The sequence below is a fragment of the Rhizobium sp. Leaf262 genome (assembly GCF_001422245.1).
Lineage (GTDB): Bacteria > Pseudomonadota > Alphaproteobacteria > Rhizobiales > Rhizobiaceae > Agrobacterium.
In genome coordinates this window covers 1-19,271 of the sequence record NZ_LMMM01000010.1, presented here as the reverse complement: position 1 = coordinate 19,271, position 19,271 = coordinate 1, and the positions used below count along the sequence as shown (strand labels likewise).

Annotated in this window: 15 protein-coding genes, 1 tRNA gene and 1 pseudogene; 2 read left to right on the top strand and 15 right to left on the bottom strand. The window is 56.0% G+C overall.

Annotated features, from left to right (window positions below; genetic code table 11):
• From ASF29_RS23970 to rpsL, 4 genes are all read right to left on the bottom strand, one after another.
• On the bottom strand, positions 1-99 hold a 99-nt coding region (locus ASF29_RS23970), incomplete at its 3' end, for a GTP-binding protein (RefSeq protein WP_141681087.1).
• Positions 100-164: 65 nt separating this feature from the next.
• Positions 165-2,264 (bottom strand): elongation factor G, encoded by a 2,100-nt coding sequence (fusA, locus tag ASF29_RS10995; protein WP_062450739.1) that lies wholly within the window; start codon positions 2,262-2,264, stop codon positions 165-167.
• A 27-nt stretch (positions 2,265-2,291) separates the two neighbouring features.
• Positions 2,292-2,762 (bottom strand): 30S ribosomal protein S7, encoded by a 471-nt coding sequence (gene rpsG, locus ASF29_RS10990; protein WP_062450738.1) that lies wholly within the window; start codon positions 2,760-2,762, stop codon positions 2,292-2,294.
• Positions 2,763-2,840: 78 nt separating this feature from the next.
• Positions 2,841-3,212, bottom strand: a complete 372-nt coding sequence (rpsL, locus tag ASF29_RS10985) for a 30S ribosomal protein S12 (protein ID WP_003507760.1) — start codon at positions 3,210-3,212, stop codon at positions 2,841-2,843.
• 522 nt (positions 3,213-3,734) lie between these two features.
• On the opposite strand from rpsL, the gene ASF29_RS10980 reads away from it, so the two are divergent.
• Together ASF29_RS10980 and ASF29_RS10975 are read left to right on the top strand one after the other, a co-directional pair.
• Entirely contained in the window at positions 3,735-4,028 is a 294-nt protein-coding gene (locus ASF29_RS10980) for a hypothetical protein (RefSeq protein WP_062450737.1), read from the top strand.
• Positions 4,029-4,087: 59 nt separating this feature from the next.
• Positions 4,088-4,936: a hypothetical protein gene (locus ASF29_RS10975; protein WP_062450736.1), complete on the top strand. Its 849-nt coding sequence runs from the start codon at positions 4,088-4,090 to the stop codon at positions 4,934-4,936.
• 623 nt (positions 4,937-5,559) lie between these two features.
• Here the strand turns inward: ASF29_RS10975 and rpoC are convergent.
• The 11 genes and pseudogenes from rpoC to ASF29_RS23965 all read right to left on the bottom strand — a co-directional run.
• Positions 5,560-9,768, bottom strand: a complete 4,209-nt coding sequence (rpoC, locus tag ASF29_RS10970; protein ID WP_062450735.1) for a DNA-directed RNA polymerase subunit beta' — start codon at positions 9,766-9,768, stop codon at positions 5,560-5,562.
• Between the two features lie 174 nt (positions 9,769-9,942).
• On the bottom strand, positions 9,943-14,082 hold the full coding sequence (gene rpoB / locus ASF29_RS10965; RefSeq protein WP_062450734.1) for a DNA-directed RNA polymerase subunit beta: 4,140 nt from the start codon (positions 14,080-14,082) through the stop codon (positions 9,943-9,945).
• 260 nt (positions 14,083-14,342) lie between these two features.
• Positions 14,343-14,717, bottom strand: coding sequence for a 50S ribosomal protein L7/L12 (gene rplL, locus ASF29_RS10960; RefSeq protein WP_062450733.1), 375 nt, complete (start codon positions 14,715-14,717; stop codon positions 14,343-14,345).
• Between the two features lie 58 nt (positions 14,718-14,775).
• Positions 14,776-15,294 (bottom strand): 50S ribosomal protein L10, encoded by a 519-nt coding sequence (gene rplJ, locus ASF29_RS10955; RefSeq protein WP_062450732.1) that lies wholly within the window; start codon positions 15,292-15,294, stop codon positions 14,776-14,778.
• 359 nt (positions 15,295-15,653) lie between these two features.
• Positions 15,654-16,349 (bottom strand): 50S ribosomal protein L1, encoded by a 696-nt coding sequence (rplA, locus tag ASF29_RS10950; protein ID WP_062450731.1) that lies wholly within the window; start codon positions 16,347-16,349, stop codon positions 15,654-15,656.
• Positions 16,350-16,351: 2 nt separating this feature from the next.
• Complete coding sequence (gene rplK, locus ASF29_RS10945) at positions 16,352-16,783, bottom strand: 50S ribosomal protein L11 (RefSeq protein ID WP_027677153.1); 432 nt, start codon at positions 16,781-16,783, stop codon at positions 16,352-16,354.
• A 215-nt stretch (positions 16,784-16,998) separates the two neighbouring features.
• Positions 16,999-17,529 (bottom strand): transcription termination/antitermination protein NusG, encoded by a 531-nt coding sequence (gene nusG / locus ASF29_RS10940; RefSeq protein ID WP_045232861.1) that lies wholly within the window; start codon positions 17,527-17,529, stop codon positions 16,999-17,001.
• A gap of 21 nt (positions 17,530-17,550) precedes the next feature.
• Positions 17,551-17,751, bottom strand: coding sequence for a preprotein translocase subunit SecE (gene secE / locus ASF29_RS10935; protein ID WP_062450730.1), 201 nt, complete (start codon positions 17,749-17,751; stop codon positions 17,551-17,553).
• A 186-nt stretch (positions 17,752-17,937) separates the two neighbouring features.
• Positions 17,938-18,013: transfer RNA gene (locus ASF29_RS10930), tRNA-Trp, on the bottom strand.
• 129 nt (positions 18,014-18,142) lie between these two features.
• Positions 18,143-19,036 (bottom strand): NAD(P)-dependent oxidoreductase, encoded by an 894-nt coding sequence (locus tag ASF29_RS10925; RefSeq protein WP_062450729.1) that lies wholly within the window; start codon positions 19,034-19,036, stop codon positions 18,143-18,145.
• 138 nt (positions 19,037-19,174) lie between these two features.
• A pseudogene (locus ASF29_RS23965) lies at positions 19,175-19,271 on the bottom strand (elongation factor Tu); the annotation flags it as partial.

Here is a 19,271-nt window from a genome sequence, read left to right as displayed (position 1 = left end):
CGTGATCGCAGCAGTCAACGACGTCTTGCCGTGGTCAACGTGACCGATCGTGCCAATGTTGACGTGCGGCTTGTTGCGCTCAAACTTGCTCTTTGCCATTCGTGGCTCTCCATTCTGATCCCGTTACGGGAATAAACTCTAAATTCGTTAGGGGCGTACCCCGATCACTTCTGACCGGAGTACTTTGCCTGGATGTCCGCAGCAACGTTGCTCGGGACCGGCGAATAGTGATCGAAGGTCATCGAGTACTGTGCGCGACCCTGGCTCATGGAGCGCAGGTTATCGACGTACTTGAACATGTTGGCCAGCGGAACATGCGCGTTGATAACAACGGCAATACCACGGCTTTCCTGACCCTGGATCTGACCGCGACGCGAGTTCAGATCGCCGATCACGTCACCGACGTAATCTTCAGGCGTTACGACTTCGACCTTCATCATCGGCTCGAGAAGCTGTGCACCAGCCTTCTTCGCTGCTTCACGGAAGCAGGCGCGCGATGCGATTTCGAACGCCAGAACCGAGGAGTCAACGTCGTGGTATGCGCCGTCGATCAGGGTTGCCTTGACGCCCAGCATCGGGAAGCCAGCCAGAGGACCGGAAGACAGAACGCTTTCGATACCCTTCTGAACGCCCGGGATGTATTCCTTCGGAACAGCACCGCCAACGATCTTGGACTCGAACTTGAAGTCTTCGCCTTCTGGGTTCGGTTCGAAGATGATCTTAACACGAGCGAACTGACCGGTACCACCGGACTGCTTCTTGTGTGTGTAGTCTTCTTCGTGCTGACGCGTGATGGTTTCACGGTAAGCAACCTGCGGAGCACCAACGGTGGCTTCAACCTTGAACTCGCGACGCATACGGTCGACGAGAATGTCGAGGTGAAGTTCGCCCATGCCGGCGATGATCGTCTGACCGGATTCTTCATCCGTCTTGACGCGGAACGAAGGATCTTCAGCTGCCAGGCGGTTGAGCGCGAGGCCCATCTTTTCCTGGTCGCCCTTGGTCTTCGGCTCGATAGCGATCTGGATGACCGGCTCAGGGAATTCCATACGCTCGAGGATAACCGGCTTCAGAGGATCGCAAAGCGTATCGCCCGTTGTGGTTTCCTTGAGGCCTGCGAGAGCAACGATGTCGCCAGCAAAGGCTTCTTCGATGTCTTCACGGGAGTTGGAGTGCATCTGAAGCATACGGCCGACGCGCTCGCGCTTGTCCTTGACCGTGTTGATGACAGATGTGCCCTTTTCGAGCTTGCCCGAGTAGATGCGTGCAAAGGTGAGCGAACCGACGAAGGGGTCGTTCATGATCTTGAACGCAAGCATCGAAAGCGGCTCGGAGTCATCTGCATGACGCTCGATTTCGGCTTCGGTCTTGAAGTCGATGCCCTTGATCGCAGGAATGTCCAGCGGCGAAGGCAGGTAATCGCAAACGGCGTCGAGCAGAGGCTGAACGCCCTTGTTCTTGAACGCAGTACCGCAGAACATCGGGTGGAACTTCACGTCGATGGTGCCGCGGCGAACGAGCGCACGGATCTTGTCGTTGTCAGGCATGTCGCCGTTCAGGTAGGCTTCCATCGCTTCTTCGTCGATCTCGACAACGGTCTCGATCAGCTTTTCGCGATATTCGTCTGCCTTGGCCTTCATGTCCTCAGGGATTTCAACGACGTCCCACTGAGCGCCGAGCGATTCGTCGCGCCAGATGAGTGCGTTCATCTCGATGAGGTCGATAACGCCCTTGAATTCGGTTTCTGCACCGATCGGGAGCTGCATGACGACTGCGGTGGCGCCGAGACGGGTCTTGATCATCTCTACCGAGCGGTAGAAGTCAGCGCCGGTCTTGTCCATCTTGTTGCAGAAGATCATACGCGGAACGTTGTACTTCTCTGCCTGACGCCAGACGGTTTCCGTCTGCGGCTCTACACCGGCGTTGGCATCGAGAAGAGCAATAGCACCGTCGAGAACGCGCAGCGAACGCTCGACTTCAATCGTGAAGTCAACGTGGCCGGGGGTGTCGATGATGTTGAAACGGCGCATCTTGCCGTCGCGACCCTTCCAGAAGGTCGTCGTAGCAGCGGACGTGATGGTGATACCACGTTCCTGCTCCTGCTCCATCCAGTCCATCGTGGCTGCGCCATCGTGAACTTCGCCGATCTTGTGCGACTTACCGGTGTAGTAAAGAATACGCTCGGTGGTGGTCGTCTTGCCGGCGTCGATATGCGCCATGATACCGAAATTGCGGTAGTCTTCGATTTTATATTCGCGAGCCATAACGGACTGCCTTTCGGATCGGTTAGATTACCAGCGGTAATGCGAGAATGCGCGGTTGGCGTCGGCCATCTTGTGCGTGTCTTCGCGCTTCTTGACAGCAGAACCACGGTTGTTCGCAGCATCCATGAGTTCGCCGGACAGGCGATCGACCATGGTTGTTTCGTTGCGCTTGCGCGCAGCAGCGATCAGCCAGCGGATGGCGAGTGCCTGACGGCGCTCTGGGCGGACATCGACTGGAACCTGGTAAGTTGCACCACCAACGCGGCGCGAACGTACTTCGACGTGCGGAGCAACGTTATCGAGGGCCGAATGGAAGATGCCGAGCGGCTCTGCCTTGGTCTTGCCCTGAACGACGTCGAACGCGCCGTAAACGATGCTTTCTGCGACCGACTTCTTGCCGTGAAGCATGATGGCGTTCATGAACTTGGTAACGATCAGATCGCCGAACTTCGGGTCCGGATTGATCTCACGCTTTTCTGCACTATGGCGACGGGACATATTCTTGTCTCTCAACGGTTATGGACGCTTTATCACGCGGAGAACCTCGCGCAGCGCCGGAAATTGTTTGAAGCCGAATTACTTCGGACGCTTTGCACCGTACTTCGAACGACGCTGCTTACGGTTCTTGACGCCCTGCGTATCGAGAACACCACGGATGATGTGGTAACGAACGCCCGGCAAGTCCTTTACGCGGCCGCCACGGATCATGACAACGGAGTGTTCCTGAAGGTTATGGCCTTCACCAGGAATGTAGCCGATGACTTCGAAGCCGTTGGTCAGGCGAATCTTGGCAACCTTACGAAGAGCCGAGTTAGGCTTCTTAGGGGTCGTCGTGTAAACGCGGGTGCAAACGCCACGCTTCTGTGGGTTTTCCTGCAGAGCAGGAACCTTATTACGCTTAACCTGTGCCTGACGTGGCTTGCGGATCAGCTGGTTTACGGTAGGCATATAACCATCCCTTGCAAAAACTACTTTAGCCACCCTCTCGGATGGCGGTTATACCGTTTCCGGCAACGACGAACGCATAATCTCATGCGCAAATCGTGGCCCGATCCGGTTTCCACGGATGGGACCACCAAGAGCAGAGGACGTAGTGATACGTCTTGCGTGCAACATTCGTGTCTCGTACGTGTTTTTGGCCCCTTGTTTGAGGTGATCTCCGGAACGAGTCGCTCCGGACGGCCAAACCTCACATTGGTTCCGATGGCGGGCGTACTACTGTTTTAGCCCGCTTTCGTCAAGGGTGAATCCGCATTTAGTGCCTGTGGCACGGGCTTGAGGACCAGAGCATACGGGATTTCGGAAGGCTTTTACCATAAAGCCCCTCCCCGCACACCCTTTTGCCAATCGGGCCTTTGGCTTTTCACAAAACCCGTCTATTGATTCCCCGAGAAGATACGGTGTCGGCGAAACCTTTGCTTTGCCCCTCGGTTATCTCCTGACAATCATAGCCAGAAAAGGAATCGCGTCATGATTACAGAACCGGACAACGACAATGGACGCGACGATGCCATGGTGTTCATCGTCATCGGCAAGGCCTATGAGCGCGAAGGCGACGAAGGTATCGACATCCACGTCATTCTGAGTGCGCCAGACGACGACAGCGCCGTGCGCGAAGCGCTGAACGCCCTCTCCGAAGAAGGCTTCCTCGAAGCAGACCTCGACCAGATCGGCATGCTGACGGATGCCCCCGACGAAGAGCCACATGCGTCTGCGTATCAAGGTGCGCTTGAGGGTGAAGTGGCGATTATCCGGTTTGCTTGAGGGTTAATTTAGCCACTTAACCTTTTTAGGCTATCAGTCCGCTTAAATTCGGAAATGATATGCAAGCGTTTAAAAGCAACAGTCCAAGGGCATATCTGGTGGGGGTTCTAGCCGGGATCTTGCTCTTGCTGTCGCCACTCGTTGCCCCTGATGGCGAGCCAATGATCTACAAGGTTCGCATAGGCCAGACCATCGGTGCCTTTGCGGCTGCCAACAATTTGAGAATGTCGACCTCTGACGACCCGAGGCCGTCCGCAATTGCTGTCGTTGGCAAAGAGGACTGGATGTCGATTTTCTTGAAAGAAACCGATTCCATAATTCGCTATGAAGATGGCATCTTCGGAACCGATCTGCCCATAGGGACGAGCCTTTTATTGGGTCAAGAAGGTGGGGTTATCACCGATCTCTCCGTTCACGTCTATGCAGAGGACTATGCGTTCGAGAAAACGGATCGCTCCGCTCGACTTTTGATCGATCAGTTGCTTAAGTCAGGTTGGAAGGCCATCCAACTCCATTACCCCAAAGATGCCGAGGATAAGAATTCGACAGGCCGCGAGATCTTTTACGCGACATTGGTGTCTGCTTCTGGCAATCAGCTCATAGTTTCACTTGCACCATATCTGGATCCACCAGAGTTCCAGATGGATATCGAGATCTATGCATCAGATGAGTTTAGAGACAGGAGGCGAGAGATCGTAGCGGCGAGACGATTCGCGTTAAGAAACGAGAGCGACAACTCGAGTTTACGCCTTTGGATCGACGACCCTGATTGGACCCCGGAAAAGCTGGGCATGAAGCTCATTGATGTCCCTAATCCGAAGTGGGATCCTAACAACCATCTGTCCGGTCACAAGATTTTCAAACGGTGGCAGATGCCGGATGGTACCATAGAGCCGTTATTTCAGTGAAATCCGCCTCTGTTTCTGAAACCTTAGCGGCCAGTTGCAATTCTTCCGGAAAGGCAAACTCTAAACTGATGAAACCACACCATCCGGCACCCACCCGCGATCTCCCGCATCCGTCTCGCAAAACAAAAAGCCACTCTCGCTAAAGATCAGGCGCAGCCGGTCTTCCGTCCTAATGGTCAATTCGAGCGCCGAAAAATCCCGGAGCATGCACCATCCCTACTGGCGCTGCTCGCACAAGCTATCCGGGGTCCACCCCGCCCGCCCGTCCGGCCCCACGCACCAGCTGCAGCCAAAGATATCGGTCTTTCTGGCTCCATCTCTTACCCGAGCCTATGGAGTCGGCAAGATTGTGCCCCCGCCACCCGTCCAGCTCAACCGCCATAAACGGCATGCAGAAATCCAGTCTTCTTGCCGATGCCCATCATGAGCACACGTGGGGTTAGCGGTAAAGGGGAGGGAAACACCGCGAGTCAGGAATTGCGCACCGTTTCAACTGCCCGTCTGTCCACTTCATGCGATGGCCCCAGATCCCGTGCGCCAACAACAAAAAACGCCCGGATCGCTCCGGGCGTTTCTGTTTCAGCAAGCGGAACCCCTCGCGAGGTCCCCTACCCCAACCACCGTTACTCGGCGGCTGGAGCCTTGTCCGTCATGTCCTGTAACATCTGATTTGCGGAAGACGAGCCTGTGCTCTTCTTGCGCTCTTCGATGATGAGATCGTCGCGGCTTGTGGCGATGCGACGGATCTGGGTCATGGTGCCGCCTGTACCGGCCGGGATGAGACGGCCGACGATGACGTTTTCTTTCAGGCCCTGCAGTGTATCAGTTTTGCCAGCGATTGCAGCTTCCGTGAGAACCTTTGTGGTTTCCTGGAACGAAGCAGCCGAGATGAACGATGGCGTCTGCAGCGATGCCTTGGTGATACCCAGAAGAACCGGGTCGCCATAGGCAGGCTTCTTGCCTTCGTCGATCAGACGATCGTTGTTGTCTTCCATCTCGATGCGATCAACGCTGTCGCCCACGATGTAATGCGAGTCACCTGCATCGGTGATTTCCACCTTCTGCAGCATCTGACGCACGATCACTTCGATGTGCTTGTCGTTGATGACAACGCCCTGCAAGCGGTAGACTTCCTGGATTTCGTTCACGAGATAGGAAGCAAGTGCTTCCACGCCCTTGATCGCCAGGATATCGTGCGGTGCCGGGTTACCATCGAGAATGTATTCGCCCTTCTCGATATAGTCGCCTTCCTGAAGGTGGAACGGCTTGCTCTTCGGGATCAGGTATTCGACTGGCTCGACACCGTCTTCCGCAGGCTCGATCTGAACGCGACGCTTGTTCTTGTAGTCGCGGCCCAGACGGATCGTACCATCGATCTCGGCGATGATAGCGTGATCCTTCGGACGACGCGCTTCGAAGAGTTCAGCAACACGCGGCAGACCACCAGTGATGTCCTTGGTCTTGGCGCTTTCCAATGGCGAACGTGCAAGCACGTCACCCTGGAAGACCTTCATACCAGGCTCGACCGAAAGAATGGCGTCAACCGACAGCTGGAAGCGGGCTTCGCTACCACGAGCAAGCTTGGCAACATTGCCATCCTTGTCCTTGATGACGATCGCAGGCTTCAGATCCGAACCACGTGGTGTCGAACGCCAGTCAATAACCTGACGCTTGGTGATACCCGTGGATTCGTCGGTGGCTTCCAGAACGGAAAGACCGTCGACCAGATCTTCGAAGTGAACTGTACCTTCCACTTCCGTCATCATTGGACGTGTGTAAGGGTCCCACTCTGCCAGACGTTGACCGCGCTTGACCTTGTCGCCATCGTCCACGAACAGCTTGGAGCCGTAGGCTACACGCTGCGAAGAACGTTCGACGCCACGCTCGTCAAGAATGGTGACAGACATGTTACGACCCATGGCGATGAGAACACCGTCAGAGTTGCGCAGGCTGTTACGGTTCTTGATCTGGATCGTACCTTCGTAGGACGCTTCCAGGAACGACTGGTCGACCACGTTGGCAGTGCCACCAAGGTGGAACGTACGCATGGTGAGCTGCGTGCCTGGTTCACCGATGGACTGCGCGGCGATAACACCGACCGCTTCACCCATGTTGACCGGCGTACCACGTGCAAGGTCACGACCGTAGCACACGCCGCAAACCCCAACCTGAATTTCGCAGGTCAGAGCAGAGCGAATGCGAACGGACTGGATACCGGACTTTTCGATAGCAGCGATATCTGCCTCGTCCATCAACTTGCCAGCCTTGACGATGTTTTCGCCCGTGACCGGGTTGTCGATGTCGTCCAGAGCCGTACGACCGAGAATACGTGCGCCGAGCGAAGCAACGACCTGACCGGCATCGACGATGGCAGTCATGGTGAGGCCCTTATCGGTGCCGCAATCCGTGGAGTTGACGATGCAATCCTGTGCGACGTCAACGAGACGACGTGTCAGGTAACCGGAGTTCGCCGTCTTCAAGGCGGTGTCTGCAAGACCCTTACGGGCACCGTGGGTCGAGTTGAAGTACTCGTTAACGGTCAGACCTTCCTTAAAGTTGGAGATGATCGGCGTTTCAATGATTTCGCCCGATGGCTTGGCCATGAGGCCACGCATACCACCCAGCTGACGCATCTGGTTCGGAGAACCACGCGCACCGGAGTGGGACATCATGTAGATGGCGTTCATCGGCTTCTGACGACCGGTCTCGGGATCGAACTCGACAGCCTTAATACGGGCCATCATGTCTTCAGCGACCTTCTCGGTTGCCTTGCCCCAGGCGTCAACGACCTTGTTGTACTTTTCGCCCTGAGTGATCAGGCCGTCATTGTACTGCTGTTCGTACTCCTTGACCAAGGTTTCGGTGTCGCCAACGATCTTTACCTTGGTTTCTGGAATGATCATGTCGTCCTTGCCGAACGAAATGCCGGCGCGGCAGGCATGCGTGAAGCCGAGCTGCATGATGCGGTCGCAGAAGATGACCGTGTCTTTCTGGCCGCAATGACGGTAGACCGTGTCGATCATCTTGGAGATGTTCTTCTTGGTCATTTCCTGGTTGCAGGTCTCGAAAGGCACGTTGACGTTCTTCGGCAGAAGTTCACCGATGAGCATACGGCCAGGCGTCGTTTCGTAAATCTTCGAAACCGGCTTGCCATCGGCATCCACGGTCTTGAAGCGGCCACGAATCTTCGCATGCAGCGTCACGACCTTGTTTTCCAAAGCGTGATGCAGCTCGCCGAGGTCGGAGAAGGCCATGCCTTCGCCTGGCTCGTTCTGGTTCATGATCGACAGGTAGTAGAGACCGAGAACCATGTCCTGCGAAGGAACGATGATCGGCTGACCGTTTGCAGGGTGCAGGATGTTGTTGGTGGACATCATCAGCACGCGTGCTTCCAGCTGCGCTTCAAGCGACAGCGGAACGTGAACGGCCATCTGGTCACCGTCGAAGTCGGCGTTGAAGGCCGTGCAGACGAGCGGATGCAGCTGAATGGCCTTGCCTTCGACCAGCATGGGTTCGAAAGCCTGGATACCCAGACGGTGCAGCGTCGGTGCGCGGTTCAACAGAACCGGATGCTCGCGGATGACCTCGTCGAGGATATCCCAGACTTCCGGCTTTTCTTTTTCGACCAGCTTCTTGGCCTGCTTGACGGTGGAGGAATAACCCTTCGCGTCGAGGCGGGCATAGATGAACGGCTTGAACAGTTCGAGCGCCATCTTCTTCGGCAGACCGCACTGGTGCAGCTTCAGTTCTGGACCCGTCACGATAACCGAACGACCGGAATAGTCGACGCGCTTACCGAGAAGGTTCTGACGGAACCGGCCCTGCTTGCCCTTGAGCATGTCGGACAGCGACTTCAGCGGACGCTTGTTGGCACCCGTGATGACACGACCGCGACGGCCGTTATCGAACAGCGCATCGACGGATTCCTGCAACATACGCTTTTCGTTGCGGATGATGATGCCGGGCGCACGAAGCTCGATCAGACGCTTCAAACGGTTGTTACGGTTGATGACACGACGATAGAGATCGTTCAGGTCGGAGGTCGCGAAGCGGCCACCATCCAGCGGGACCAGCGGACGCAGGTCCGGCGGAATGACTGGAACGACCTTCATGATCATCCACTCGGGACGATTGCCAGACTCCATGAAGTTCTCAACGATCTTGAGACGCTTCATGAACTTCTTCTGCTTCAAATCCGATGTGGTCTCGGCAAGCTCGGTGCGAAGGTCGCCCGCGATTTTTTCGAGGTCCATCGAAGCCAGCATTTCATAGATGGCTTCAGCGCCGATCATGGCCGTGAACTGATCTTCGCCGAATTCATCGACGGCGATCATGTATTCTTCTTCGTTCAGAAGCTGGTTCTGCTTCAGAGACGTCAGGCCAGGCTCGGTCACGATGTAGTTTTCGAAGTAGAGAACGCGCTCTACATCTTTCAACGTCATGTCGAGCAGGGTCGAGATACGCGAAGGCAGCGACTTCAGGAACCAGATGTGGGCAACGGGCGCAGCGAGCTCGATATGGCCCATGCGCTCACGGCGAACGCGTGACAGCGTAACTTCGACGCCGCACTTTTCGCAGATGATGCCCTTGTACTTCATGCGCTTGTACTTGCCGCACAGGCACTCGTAGTCCTTGATCGGTCCGAAAATACGCGCGCAGAAAAGACCGTCACGCTCTGGCTTGAACGTACGGTAGTTGATGGTTTCCGGCTTCTTGATCTCGCCATAAGACCAGGAAAGAATTTTTTCCGGGCTGGCAATCGAAATCCGGATGGAATCGAAGTGCTGCGCCGGTACCGACGGGTTGAAAAGGTTCATGACCTCTTGGTTCATGCCTGTCTCCTTAGGGGTTTGGCCCCTTGCTTGCATCTGGCGCGGTGCTGTGCCGATCACCGACCAATGCCTAAAACATGATTAACCGCAAAATGCGGCGGAAGTTTCTACCCTCAGGTCACGACCTTCGGGCGAAACAGGCAGGCACCCGTAAGTGCCTGCCCTTCTTGTTTCTTATTCCGCCGCGTCAGGCAGTTGATCCGCTGCGTTGACGTCGTCGAGCTTGGAGTTTTCCAGTTCGACGCTGAGACCCAGCGAGCGCATTTCCTTGACGAGAACGTTGAAGCTCTCTGGAATACCGGCTTCGAAGGTGTCGTCGCCACGGACGATCGCTTCGTAAACCTTGGTACGGCCCGCCACGTCGTCTGACTTGACGGTGAGCATTTCCTGCAGCGTGTAAGCTGCGCCGTAAGCTTCCAGAGCCCAGACTTCCATTTCCCCGAAGCGCTGTCCGCCGAACTGCGCCTTACCACCAAGCGGCTGCTGGGTGACGAGCGAGTAAGGACCGATCGAACGCGCGTGGATCTTGTCGTCGACCAAGTGGTTCAGCTTGATCATGTACATGTAGCCCACGGTCACCTTACGGTCGAAGGTGTCACCGGTACGGCCATCGTACAGAACAGACTGACCCGATTCATGCAAACCGGCTCTGGTCAACATGGCAGCGACGTCAGGCTCATGCGCACCGTCGAAGACCGGCGTTGCAATGGAAACGCCCTTCTTGGACTGTTCGGCAAGACGGATCAGGGACTCGTCGTCGAACTGCGACACTTCATCCTTGGCTTCAGAGGCGTAGACTTCCGTCAGCTCACGCTTCAGGTCGGTGATGTCGAGCGACTTGTGATACTCTTCGAGCATATCGCCGATCTTCTTGCCCATACCGGCGCACGCCCATGCGAGATGCGTTTCGAGAATCTGACCGACGTTCATGCGCGAAGGCACGCCCAGCGGGTTCAAGCAGATGTCGACATGCGTACCATCTTCCAGGAACGGCATATCTTCGACAGGCACGATACGCGAGACAACGCCCTTGTTACCGTGACGGCCAGCCATCTTGTCGCCCGGCTGGATCTTGCGCTTCACAGCAACGAAGACCTTGACCATCTTCATGACGCCCGGAGGCATTTCGTCGCCGCGCTGAACCTTCTCGACCTTGTCCATGAAGCGCTGTTCAAGGCGCGACTTGGATTCGTCGTACTGACCGCGAAGCGCTTCCAGCTCGGACTGAGCCTTTTCGTCTTCCACGGCGAACATCCACCACTGCGAGCGGGGATATTCGGATACGACGGCGTTCGAAAGCTCGACGCCCTTCTTGAAGCCCTTTGGACCGGCAATCGATACCTGTCCGCGAAGCATCTCGATCAGACGACCATAGACGTTGCGGTCCAGAATGGCCTGCTCGTCGTCACGGTCCTTGGCAAGACGTTCGATCTCTTCGCGCTCGATAGCCATCGCACGTTCGTCTTTTTCGACGCCGTGACGGTTGAACACGCGAACTTCAACGACCGTACCAAACGTGCCCGGAGGCATGCGCATGGATGTGTCGCGAACGTCGGAAGCCTTTTCACCGAAGATGGCGCGCAGAAGCTTTTCTTCCGGCGTCATCGGGCTTTCACCCTTCGGCGTGATCTTGCCGACGAGGATGTCGCCAGGCTGAACTTCCGCACCGATGTAAACGATACCGGCTTCGTCGAGGTTCTTCAGCGCTTCTTCCGAAACGTTCGGAATATCACGCGTGATTTCTTCAGGACCAAGCTTGGTGTCGCGGGCCATCACTTCGAATTCTTCGATGTGGATGGAGGTGAACACGTCGTCGGAGACGATGCGCTCGGACATCAGGATCGAGTCTTCGTAGTTGTAACCGTTCCAAGGCATGAACGCGACGAGCGCGTTGCGGCCAAGTGCCAGGTCACCGAGGTCGGTCGAAGGACCGTCAGCGATGATATCGCCCTTGTTCAGAATGTCGCCGACGGCGACCAGCGGACGCTGGTTGACGCAGGTGTTCTGGTTGGAGCGCTGGAACTTCTGCAGACGATAGATATCAACGCCGGACTTGCCAGCATCGAGATCTTCCGTTGCACGGATAACGATACGGGTCGCATCCACCTGATCGACAACACCGGAACGACGGGCTGCGATGGCAGCGCCGGAGTCACGGGCAACGATCGGCTCCATGCCGGTTCCGACGAACGGAGCCTCGGCACGCAGAAGCGGAACGGCCTGACGCTGCATGTTCGAGCCCATGAGAGCGCGGTTGGCGTCGTCGTTTTCCAGGAACGGAATGAGAGCCGCAGCGACCGAAACGAGCTGCTTCGGCGAAACGTCCATCAGGTTGATGTTGTCACGCGGAGCCAGCATAACTTCGCCGGAGTGACGGCAAACAACGAACTCTTCCGTAAACGCGCCTTCAGCGTCCAGCTCGGCATTCGCCTGTGCGACGTAGTACTTCGCCTCTTCCATAGCGGAGAGGTAAATCACGTCCGTCGTCACCTTGCCGTCGATGATCTTGCGGTACGGGCTTTCGATGAAACCGTACTTGTTGACGCGAGCAAAGGTTGCAAGCGAGTTGATCAGACCGATGTTTGGGCCTTCCGGCGTTTCGATCGGGCAAATACGGCCGTAGTGGGTCGGGTGAACGTCGCGGACTTCGAAGCCTGCGCGCTCGCGGGTCAGACCACCCGGTCCAAGAGCCGAGAGACGGCGCTTGTGGGTGATTTCCGAAAGCGGGTTCACCTGGTCCATGAACTGCGACAGCTGCGAGGAGCCGAAGAATTCGCGAACGGCAGCAGCTGCCGGCTTGGCGTTGATCAGATCCTGCGGCATCACGGTGTCGATTTCGATCGAGGACATACGTTCCTTGATCGCACGTTCCATGCGCAGCAGACCCAGACGATACTGGTTCTCCATCAACTCACCGACGGAGCGAACACGACGGTTGCCGAGGTTGTCGATATCGTCGATTTCGCCCTTACCGTCGCGCAGTTCGACCAGCATTCTGACGACAGCCAGAATGTCTTCCTTGCGCAACGTGCGCACGGTGTCTTCTGCATCGAGATCGAGACGCATGTTCATCTTCACGCGGCCAACAGCGGAAAGATCGTAACGCTCGCTGTCGAAGAACAGCGACTTGAACATGGCTTCGGCCGAATCCATGGTTGGCGGCTCACCCGGACGCATGACGCGGTAGATGTCGAACAGAGCTTCCTGACGGTTCTCGTTCTTGTCTGCAGCCAGCGTGTTGCGGATGTAGGCACCAACATTGACGTGGTCGATGTTGAGGATCGGAATTTCGTCGAAACCGGTCTCAAGGATCAGCTTCAGCGTCTTTTCGTCGATTTCATCGCCTGCTTCGAGATAGATTTCACCCGTCTCGTAGTTGACCATGTCTTCGGCGAGGTAATTACCGTAGAGATCTTCGTCCGTTGCCTTCAGCGCCTTGAGGCCCTTGTCGGAAAGCTGACGAAGCAGACGCGGGGTCAGCTTCTTACCGGCTTCGACAACGACTTCGCCGGTGTCGGCATCGATCATCTCGCTGATTGCCTTGGCACCCTTCAGCACGTCAGGCTGATAGGGGAAACGCCAGCCATCGCCATCACGCTCGTAGCTTGCCTTGGTATAGAATGTCGACAGAATGTCTTCCCCATCCATGCCAAGCGCCATCAGAAGCGATGTTGCAGGCAGCTTGCGGCGACGGTCGATACGAGCGTAGACGACATCCTTGGCGTCGAATTCGATATCGAGCCAGGAACCGCGGTAAGGGATGACTCGGGCAGCAAACAGAAGCTTGCCGGAAGAGTGGCTCTTGCCCTTGTCGTGGTCGAAGAATACGCCCGGCGAACGGTGCATCTGAGACACGATGACGCGCTCGGTGCCGTTGACGATAAACGTACCGTTGTTGGTCATGAGCGGCATGTCGCCCATGTAGACCGACTGTTCCTTGATGTCCTTGATGGACTTCGCGCCCGTATCTTCGTCGATATCGAACACGATAAGGCGCAGCGTCACTTTTAGCGGCGCTGCGTAGGTCAGATCGCGCTGACGGCACTCTTCCACGTCGAACTTCGGCGCTTCGAATTCGTAGGACACGAATTCGAGCATCGAAGCACCGGAAAAGTCGGTGATCGGGAATACGGACTTGAAGACTGCATTCAATCCCTCGTCGGGACGACCGCCCTTGGGCTCGTCAACCATGAGAAACTGGTCGTACGAAGCCTTCTGAACCTCAATGAGGTTCGGCATTTCCGCTACTTCTGGAATTTTGCCGAAAAACTTGCGTACGCGCCTGCGACCGTTAAACGAAAGGGTCTGAGCCATCGTCGCTCCTTTAAAATTGCATCCGGGCCTGCAACGGACGGGAACCGCTGGCCAGTCGATCCCGTCAATCCAATGAGTATCTTCAATCTCGTTTCACGTCCCGAACGATAAGGCCGGATTGCCTGTATCACGCGGTTCGAAACCATTCTCTTGAAGAACCCATTACCCAAAAGCCATTTTCACGCGGCTTTTGGGTAAAAAGTTCGGTAGAAATGAGATCAGGAGGCGATGTGAACACCGCCTCCCAAAACATTCCAAGATTACTTAACGTCAACCTTGGCGCCTGCGTCTTCAAGCTTCTTCTTGAGGTCAGCAGCTTCAGCCTTGGAAACGCCTTCCTTGACAGCCTTAGGAGCGCCTTCAACGAGGTCCTTGGCTTCCTTCAGGCCGAGACCTGTGATAGCGCGGACTTCCTTGATGACGTTGATCTTGTTGGCGCCAGCGTCCGTCAGAACGACGTCGAATTCAGTCTTTTCTTCTTCAGCAGGAGCAGCAGCAGCGCCGCCAGCAGCAGCAACAGCTACAGGAGCTGCAGCAGAAACGCCCCACTTTTCTTCGAGAAGCTTGGAAAGCTCAGCAGCTTCCAGAACTGTCAGAGCGGAGAGGTCTTCAACGATCTTTGCGAGATCAGCCATGTTATAGTTCCTTTAATTCGGTTCGAACCGGTTTGAATAATTACAGCGAAAAACCGCCTTAAGCGGCTTCGTCCTTCTTTGAGTAAGCCGAGAACACGCGTGCAAGCTGGCTTGCAGGTGCTGCGACAACCGTAGCGACGCGCGTTGCAGGAGCCGCAAACAGGCCCAGCAGCTTTGCACGCAGCTCGTCCAGCGAAGGCAGGGTCGCAAGCGACTTGACTGCTTCGGCGTTGAGCGTGGTTGCACCCATGGCGCCGCCGAGAACAACGACTTTATCGTTGGTCTTTGCGAAGTCCATGACGACTTTCGGAGCAATCATAGGGTCAGTGCTGTATGCAATCAGCGTCTGTCCCTTGAAGAGATCGATGATCCCTTCCGACTCCGTACCCTGAAGAGCGATCTTGGCCAGGCGGTTCTTCGCGACCTTGACGGTGCCGCCAGCAGCACGCATTTTCGAACGAAAATCGTTCATCTGCGCAACTGTGACACCAGCATAGTGGGCCACGACAACTGAACCGGAAGCCTTGAAGACTTCGTTCAGCTCCGTGACGAATTCGCGTTTTTCCGCTCTTTCCACTGTCTGTCTCCAGTTGATGGGAACACATCGAAGTGTGGGCCCATCGGGTTTGCCTTTGCCTCAAGAAGCCCTGTTGCCAAGACTTCAAGCGACGCTTGAGGATCCTGTCCCCCGCTCTGTCGCCGCAAACGGCTTCAGGCACAGGCACATCAGGTTCGAACCGGATTATTAAGCATCCTTGGATGCGAAAATCCGGGCCTTACCCGTCTCATGCAGGCTGAATGATTAAGGCCTAAATCCCGAGGAAAATGGGCCACCTACAATCTCGGACAGGAGTTCCAGGTTTCCCTGGAAATTTCCGGCTCTTGCGAGCCGGAAATCTGAGTTGCCGCGCTTTTTAGGAAGCGCGGCGAATTATATTAGGCCGTAACCGACGAAGGCTCGATGCGAACGCCTGGACCCATGGTCGAGGAGATCGCTACGCGCTTGACGTAGTTACCCTTGGCGCCAGCTGGCTTTGCCTTGATGACGGCGTCAGCGAAAGCCTTGATGTTTTCTTCGAGCGCCTTGGCGTCGAACGAAGCCTTGCCGATACCAGCATGCACGATACCGGCCTTTTCGACGCGGAATTCAACGGCGCCGCCCTTGGAAGCCTTAACAGCTCCAGCAACGTCCATCGTAACCGTACCGACCTTCGGGTTCGGCATCATGCCGCGTGGGCCGAGAACCTTACCGAGGCGACCGACGAGCGGCATCATGTCAGGTGTGGCGATGACGCGATCGAAGTCGATCTTGCCGCCCTGAACGATTTCCAGCAGGTCTTCTGCACCGACGATGTCTGCACCGGCAGCCTTGGCTTCGTCAGCCTTGGCACCACGAGCAAACACGGCAACGCGAACGTCGCGGCCAGTGCCGTTTGGAAGGTTGACAACGCCGCGAACCATCTGGTCTGCGTGACGTGGGTCAACGCCGAGGTTCATGGAAACTTCAACGGTTTCGTCGAACTTGGCGACAGCCCGTTCCTTGACCATGGAGATGGCGTCGGTCAGAGCGTAAAGCGTCTTTGGATCAACGCCTTCGCGGATTTTCTGTACGCGCTTTGCAAGCTTTGCCATGATCAACCTACCACTTCCAGGCCCATGGCGCGGGCAGAGCCCTCAACCATTGCCATTGCGCCTTCGATGTCGGCTGCATTCAGATCCTTCATCTTGGCTTCAGCGATCGTCTTGACCTGAGCCTTGGTGATGGAGCCGACCTTGGCGCCCTTGCCAGGCGTCTTGGAACCGGATGTGATCTTGGCTTCCTTCTTCAACCAATAGGTCATTGGCGGCTGCTTCATGACGAAGGTGAAGGACTTGTCCTGGTAATAGGTGATGACGACCGGGATCGGCATACCCTTTTCCATTTCCTGCGTGGCGGCATTGAACGCCTTGCAGAATTCCATGATGTTAATGCCACGCTGACCAAGCGCCGGGCCGATTGGCGGGGACGGGTTTGCCGATCCTGCCTTGACCTGAAGCTTGAGCTGGCCTGCAACTTTCTTAGCCATATCTCTCTGCCTTTCAAATCGAACCGGTTACCCGGCTCCTATGCCGGAAAATCCGGCGGCTGCGGTTGCGTGGTGCGATCCCTGCCCCGGCTTAAGAGCCAGGAAATCTTCCACGCGCTATGCGGACTTGCCGCATCACATCAGTGAGAAAGCAACAACTTGCAGACACTCACCGATGAATTGAATGAAAGGCGCAAGCGCCTTTCGAAATCTTGTCAGACCTTCTCGACCTGAGCGTATTCCAGCTCGACAGGTGTCGCACGACCAAAGATCGACACTTCCACCTTCAGGCGCGAACGCTCTTCATCGACATCCTGAACGACACCGTTGAACGATGCGAACGGACCATCGGAGACGCGAACCTGCTCGCCGATTTCGAACGATACCGAAGACTTCGGACGCTCGACGCCTTCCTGAACCTGACCGAGAATGCGGTCTGCTTCAGAATCCGGGATCGGAACAGGCTTGTTGTCCGAACCCAGGAAACCCGTAACCTTGGGCGTATTCTTGATGAGGTGATAAGCCTCATCCGTCAGGTTTGCGCGCACCAGCACGTAACCCGGAAAGAACTTGCGCTCGCTATCGACCTTGCGACCGCGACGCACCTCGACAACCTTTTCAGTCGGCACGAGGATTTTCTCAAAAAGATGGTCCAGACCCTTCTGGCGAACCTTCTCTTCAATCGACTCGGCGACCTTCTTTTCGAAGTTCGAATACGCCTGAACAATATACCAACGCGCTGCCATCTTTACTCTCCGCTCAATTCGTTACCGGCCGATGCTCAGAACGAGACCGAGCAACCAGCCGATGAGCTGGTCTGCCGCAAAGAAGAACAGTGCCGCAAAGATGACCATAACCAGCACCATAGCCGTTGAAATCATCGTTTCGCGGCGCGACGGCCAAGTGATCTTCGACGCTTCGGCGCGAACCTGCTGCAGAAACGTAAACGGATTGGTTTTGGATGCCATTGACTGCCCACGCAATTACGGCGCGTAAAGCCGATACTAATCAGCCCCACGCACCGCGTGTCTGTTTTGACCTACATAAACGCCGATTCCCCTTTTAACAAGAGGAAATCGACATTCGGCGAATTACACCGGTAAACCGGCACCTCATCTGCCATGCAGCGATGCCACGCGCTTGCTGATGAGAAATGGCAGGGGCAGAGGGGCTCGAACCCACGGCCTGCGGTTTTGGAGACCGCCGCTCTACCAACTGAGCTATACCCCTGTAACACCGAATTAGCAGGTCGCAACCGCATCCTGCATTCGGTATGGGGCTCCTTTAAAACGCTGAGAAAAGAATGGCAAGGGTGTTTTTGATCTTTTTCTCATGCGGGAGCCTTGATCCACCGTTTGGCTATGTTTTGACGTAATGGCGCCAATTGTGCTCTTCCTTGAAACCCAGCACCTCGCGAATTTTGCGGTTGGAGTAGAGACCTTCGTACTCTCCGATGTCACGAGTAAAGGGCACGTTCGGGAAGAATCGCCTGGCGAGTTCTCGCGTCGGCGTGTTGGCTGTAACGGTATCGTTGGCGGCGTTGAAGACCTGGAATCCAAGCCCGTCTCTTTCAACGCACAAATGGCATATCTGACCCAGGTCACGCGCATCGATATAATTCCAGGCATTTCGCTTGCGCGTTTCCGGGTTGGCAAAGAATGCCGGAAACTTTTCATACTCATGCGGCTCTATGACGTTGCCGATTCGTAGCGCGTAGATATCTGCGCCGTAGCGTTCGGCAAACGCCCTCGCCGTCTTTTCATTGAGAACCTTGGACAAGCCGTAGCTATCCATAGGATCGACGTCATAGTCCTCCTCCAGCGGAAACTGGTGGAAGTCTCGATGACCCTCGGCAAAGCAAATGCCATAGGTCGTCTCCGACGACGCCACGATGACCTTGCGCACGCCCAGCTTCATCACCGCTTCGATGACATTGTAAGTGCCGATGGTGTTCACCCGGAACGTCTCGTTGTCCGGCTTGATCAGGATGCGGGGGATAGCTGCGAAATGAATGACCGCGTCATAGGGCTGAACGCCCCTGCCCGTCTCCAGATCCGGGAAATCACGATGCATCGACAAAGCATTGAAGACTTGTCCACTGTCGGTGACATCAACAAGCAGGTTGGTCACGCCGGGGCTGTCGAGCGGCACGAGGTCAATATTGTGGACTTCATAACCGTTGGCGATGAGCCAGGGCACAACGTGCCGACCAGCCTTGCCAGAGCCACCGGTGAACAGAATGCGCTTCGTCATGAAATCCCTCCCAGATATTGAAATGCCAGAGATAGGTAAGCCCTGGGTGGCGTGGCGCAACCCTTTACCCGCGCAGCGCCCATAAAAAAAGCCCCGCCGTTGCCGGCGGGGCCTGATCAAATCCCTTGCGGGAAAAGATTACTCGACGATCGAGGCGACGATGCCGGCGCCGACGGTACGGCCGCCTTCGCGGATCGCGAAGCGCAGCTTTTCTTCCATCGCGATCGGAACGATC